The following is a 4,714-nucleotide window of genomic DNA, read 5'->3' on the forward strand; positions in this document are numbered from 1 at the left end:
GTACAGCGCGCGGCGCACGCCCTCCACGGAGAAGCGCATCGGGTTCAGCAGCATCACCCACGACAGCACCGGCCCCGCGCCCTTCACCGGGAACATCGCCCCGGAGAGCACCCACATGGGCAGCATCACCAGGCTCATCACCGCGTGGTAGCCCGCGCTCGAGCGCACCCACCACGCGAGCGCCATCCCCATCCCCGTCAGCGCCAGCGCCGACAGCACCATCACCGCCGCGAGCAGCGGATAGTCCACCGCCCTCACGTCCACGCCCGCCAGGGGCGCGAAGAGCAGGAACAGCGACGCCTGCATCAGCGCGATGGTGGACGACCCCAGCGCCTTGCCCAGCACCACCGCCAGCCGCGACCCCGGCCCCGCCAGCACCGCCTGGAGGAAGCCCTCCTTGCGGTCCTCGATGACCGTGATGGTCGCGAAGATGGCGCTGAAGAGCACCACCATGGTGACGACGCCCGGGAAGAAGAACTGCTGGTAGCCCAGCCCCTGCGCGCCCTCCACCCGGAACGAGCCCGCGAACCCCGAGCCGATGACGAACCAGAACAGGATGGGCTGCGCCAGCGCGCCAATCACGCGGCTGGGCTGCCGGAAGAAGCGCACCACGTCGCGCGCGAGCAGCACCCGCACCGTGGCCCACTGCAGCGCGAGCGTGCCCGGCTCCCGGCGCGGCACCGGCGCGGCTTCCACGGGCGCGGCCTCCCCCGGAGCTTCCATCGACGAAGGAACAGGGACGGGGACGTGGGTGCTCATCGGCGTTTCCTCGGCGCGGGCACGGGCGCGGGTGCGTCCGCCCCCAGGGCCTTGCCGGTGAGCTGGAGGAACACGTCCGCCAGCGTGGGTCGGCGCAGCGACACGGAGGCGAACCGTCCCGGCGGGAAGGCCTCCACCAGTCGCGGCACCAGCGCATGTCCTTGCGCGGCCTCCACCTGCACGCGCCCCTCCACCACCTTCGCCGCAAGCCCCAGCCGCTCTGTCACCTGCGCGGCCAGCGCCTCCGGCTCGGGGCCTTCCAGCGTGAGGATGTCCCCACCCATGCGCGAGGCCAGCGCCCGGGGCGTGTCACACGCCACCAGCTTCCCGCCGTCCAGCACCGCCAGCCGGTCACACCCCTCCGCCTCGTCCGCGCGGTGCGTAGTGAGCAGCACCGTGACGCCCTGCGCGTCGCGCAGCCGCTTGAGGTGCGTCCAGAACGTGCGGAAGGCCGCCTCGTCCAGGCCCTGCGTGGGCTCATCCATCAGCACCACGCGCGGCTGGTGCACCAGCGCCCGCGCCAGCTCCAGCCGCCTGCGCATGCCGCCGGACCAGGTGCCCACCTTCTCGTCGCCCCGCTCCAACAGGCCGATGAGCGACAGCATCGTCTCCACGCGCGCCTTCGCGTCCGCGCCGCCCAGGCCGTACAGCCGGGCCCCCAGCAGCAGGTTCTCCCGCGCGGTGAGCAGGTCATCCAGGCTGCCGCGCTGGAAGATGACGCCCATCTGCCGGCGCAGCGCGGGGTCGCTCAAGGACAGCACCCGGCCGGCGAAGTGCACCTGCCCCGCGTCCGGAGCGAGCAGCCCCGCGAGCAGCTGGAAGGTGGTGGACTTGCCGGCGCCGTTGGGCCCCAGGAGCCCCAGAATCTCGCCCGGCTGCACGGACAGCGACAGCCCGTCCACGGCGGTGCGCCCACCGAAGCGGCGCGTGAGCCCCTCGATGCGCAGGAGCGGCGGGGGCGGAGTGGGAACCGAGGTGTCAGGCATGGGCACGAAGGGCCCTAGCCACGCGGAACGCGGTCCAGCGTCAGCGCGGCGAACAGGCCGGTGAGATACACGAGCGAGAACAAGAACGTCTGGCGCGCCCAGGGCTTCCCCAGGTGCTTGAAGAATCCCCACGCTCCCAGCCCGAGGAAGCCCAGCCCCAGCACCACCGCCGCCGCCAGGTACCACGTACCGGCGATGTGCAGCTGGAACGGCAGGAGCGTCATGGGCACCAGCGCCACCAGGTAGAGCACCACCTGCGCGCGGCTGGACTCGTCCCCCCGCTCCAGCGGCACCGACTTCAGGCCCGCCGCCGCGTACTCCTCCTTGCGGAACAGCGCGATGGCGATGAAGTGCGGCATCTGCCAGAGGAACATGATGGCGAACAGCGCGAAGCCGCCCGCGTCCACCGCGTCCGTCACCGCCGTCCAGCCCATCAGCGGCGGCAGCGCGCCCGGAATGGCGCCCACCAGCATCGCCGCGGACGTGCGCGCCTTCAGCGGCGTGTAGGCCAGCACGTAGCTCAAGAGCGCGATGAGCCCCAGCACCCCGGTGAGCAGGTTGGCCCCCAGCACCAGCGCCGGCAGCGACACCGCCGACAGCGACAGGCCGAACCACAGCGCCGTCGCGGGGTCCATGCGCCCCGCGGGCAGCGGCCGGTTGCGCGTGCGCGCCATGAACTGGTCGCTGTGGCGCTCCAGGTAGCAGTTGAACGCGTTCGCCGCGCCCACCGTCCCCGCCGTCGCCAGCAGCGTCACCAGTGCCCGCACCGGCCCCAACGGGCCCGGCGCCAGGTACATGCCGCCCGCCGCGGTGATGAGCACCAGCAGGGACAGGCGCGGCTTGGTGAGGGAGATCAGGTCGGACGCGGTGGTCGACAAGGTCAGGGCACGCGCGCTCAAGCAGACTCCAACAGTTAGCCCCGGCTCGCAGTCACTTCCGACCGGGGGGACGTGGGGTGGCCCCTCCCATACCGTCACCCGGGAGGGGTGGCAAGGCGGATACCCCCCGGCGACATCAGCCTGCCTTGTCGCCCCCCGTCAAAAACGAAGCGCCGCGAACCCCGGGGTCGGGTTTCGCGGCGCGGGGGACGGCGGAGGTCAGCAGCGGGTTACATAGGGATTCAAAGGCCCGCGAGCCGCTGCGCGTCAGCGAGGTACTCGCCCTTCGGCTCGCGCTTCACGTACTCCTGCGCCAGCGTGCGGACCTTGGCCGACTGCTTGGGGTCCTTGGAGAGCAGCGAGGCGTAGAAGTAGTACACCGGGGTGTAGTTCTCGTCGGCGCTGAGCGCGCGCTGGTAGGACTCGTCCGCCTTCGCCGTGTCGCCCTTGCCCTGGTAGACGCGGCCCAGCTCGGTGAGCGCCATGGCGGAGCGGTCCGCCTGACCGACGAACTCCAGGTTGGCCTTCTCCAGCTGCTCCTTCGCCTTGTCCCACTCCGAACGCTCCCGGTAGATGGCGCCCATGGCGAGGCGGGCCTCGGGGTTCTTCGCCTTCGGGTCCTTCACCGCGCGCTGGTACTGCGCCAGCGCCTCGTCCAGCTTGCCCTGGCGGCGGTAGGCGTTGCCCAGCATCACCACCAGCTTGGGGCTCTCGCCCATCGTCTTGAGCGCCGTGGTGAGGGCCTCGGAGGCCTCCTTCTCGCCGCCCGGCTTGCCCATGAGGGCCTTGGCCAGTTCGACGTGGAACTGGGCGCGGCTGGCGTCCACCTTGATGGCCTTGCGGATCTCCTCCGCGGCCGCGTCGAAGTTGCCCTCGGCCAGCAGGCGCCGGCCCTTGATGAGGTTCAGCTCCGGGTTCTGCTTGTCGAGCGCGAAGCCGGTCTCCTCCGCCTTGAGCACCTCCGCCTTCGCCTTGGACGGCTCCACCGGCACGCCCGTCGCCTCGGACAGCTTCTGCTGCACGTCCGGCTTCAGGTTCGGCATGGCCAGCGACACGCGGGCGATGAGCAGCGAGCGCGCGAGCTGCGCGGCGGCGAGCTGCCGCGGGCTGGGCGGCGGATCCACCTCCAGCAGCTTCTTGATCATCTGGTTCACGAGCCCGTAGTTGGGCTCGTCCTGCTCCAGCATCAGCAGCGAGCGGCCCAAGAGCGACTCCGGGTGGTCCTTCTCGTAGCGCAGCGCGAAGTCGTAGTTCTTCCAGGCGGTGTTGTCCTGGCCCAGCCGGCGGTACACGGAGCCCAGGCCCGCGTAGACGCGCGGGTCGTCCGGCGCCAGCGCCTGCGCGCGCTCCAGGCTGTCACGCGCGCGCTCCAGGTCACCCGCGTTCATCTGGATGAGGCCCAGCGTGAGGTACAGGAGCGAGGACGCCTTGCCCTTCTCGTTCAGGTCCTTGACCTGCGTCTCCAGCTCCGTGAGGGCTTCCTTGCCCTGGCCGCTGTAGGTCTTCACCAGGGCCTGCGCCGCGATGAGGTGGCTGGAGAGCTCCTTGCTCTTCTGGGCCGCCGCCAGGTGCTCCTCGGCCTGCCGGCGCGCGTCGTCGCCGCCGCCGTGCTCACCCCAGCGGATGGCGAAGGCGTACGCGAGGTAACCGTGGGCCGCGGTGGAATCCGGATCCACCTCCAGCGCCAGGTCCGCCGCCTCGCACGCCTTCTTGTAGCTGGCGAACGAGTCGTGCTTGAGCTGCTCGGTGGCGACGTCCAGGTTCTTCTTCAGCTCCCGGCCGCGCTTCTTCGCCTGCGCCGAGTACCAGCCGTAGCCACCCGCGAACAGCGGGATGAGCAGCAGCAGCACCAGCGACAGCGTCTTGCTGCGGTTGCCACCGGAGGCGCTCTTGCGGCGCGCGGCCGGCTCGTCGTCGTCCTCCTCCACCTCTTCCACCACCACCTGCGGGCGGCGCTGGGAGGGGGGACGCGTGCCGCCATCGGACGGACGCGCGGGGCCGGACGTGCCGGTGCGGGCCTGCTGCGACGGGGCGCTGACGCGGCCCACGGGCGTGCCGGAGACGGGCGGGGTCGCCACGGGGACGGTCGCG

4 protein-coding genes are annotated in these 4,714 nt (G+C 71.5%); all 4 read right to left on the reverse strand.

Annotated features, from left to right (window positions below; genetic code table 11):
• Nucleotides 1-723 (reverse strand): ABC transporter permease (locus tag D7V93_RS38320; protein WP_341870990.1); only part of this gene is annotated, 723 nt, incomplete at its 3' end.
• A gap of 32 nt (nucleotides 724-755) precedes the next feature.
• Nucleotides 756-1,745: an ABC transporter ATP-binding protein gene (locus D7V93_RS38325; RefSeq protein ID WP_120648028.1), complete on the reverse strand. Its 990-nt coding sequence runs from the start codon at nucleotides 1,743-1,745 to the stop codon at nucleotides 756-758.
• 14 nt (nucleotides 1,746-1,759) lie between these two features.
• Nucleotides 1,760-2,644, reverse strand: a complete 885-nt coding sequence (gene cyoE, locus D7V93_RS38330; RefSeq protein WP_120648026.1) for a heme o synthase — start codon at nucleotides 2,642-2,644, stop codon at nucleotides 1,760-1,762.
• Nucleotides 2,645-2,865: 221 nt separating this feature from the next.
• Nucleotides 2,866-4,714: tetratricopeptide repeat protein (locus D7V93_RS38335; RefSeq protein ID WP_120648029.1), on the reverse strand; the 1,849-nt coding region annotated here is incomplete at its 5' end.

Origin of the sequence: Corallococcus llansteffanensis (assembly GCF_003612055.1) — a bacterium.
Classification (GTDB): Bacteria; Myxococcota; Myxococcia; order Myxococcales; family Myxococcaceae; genus Corallococcus; species Corallococcus llansteffanensis.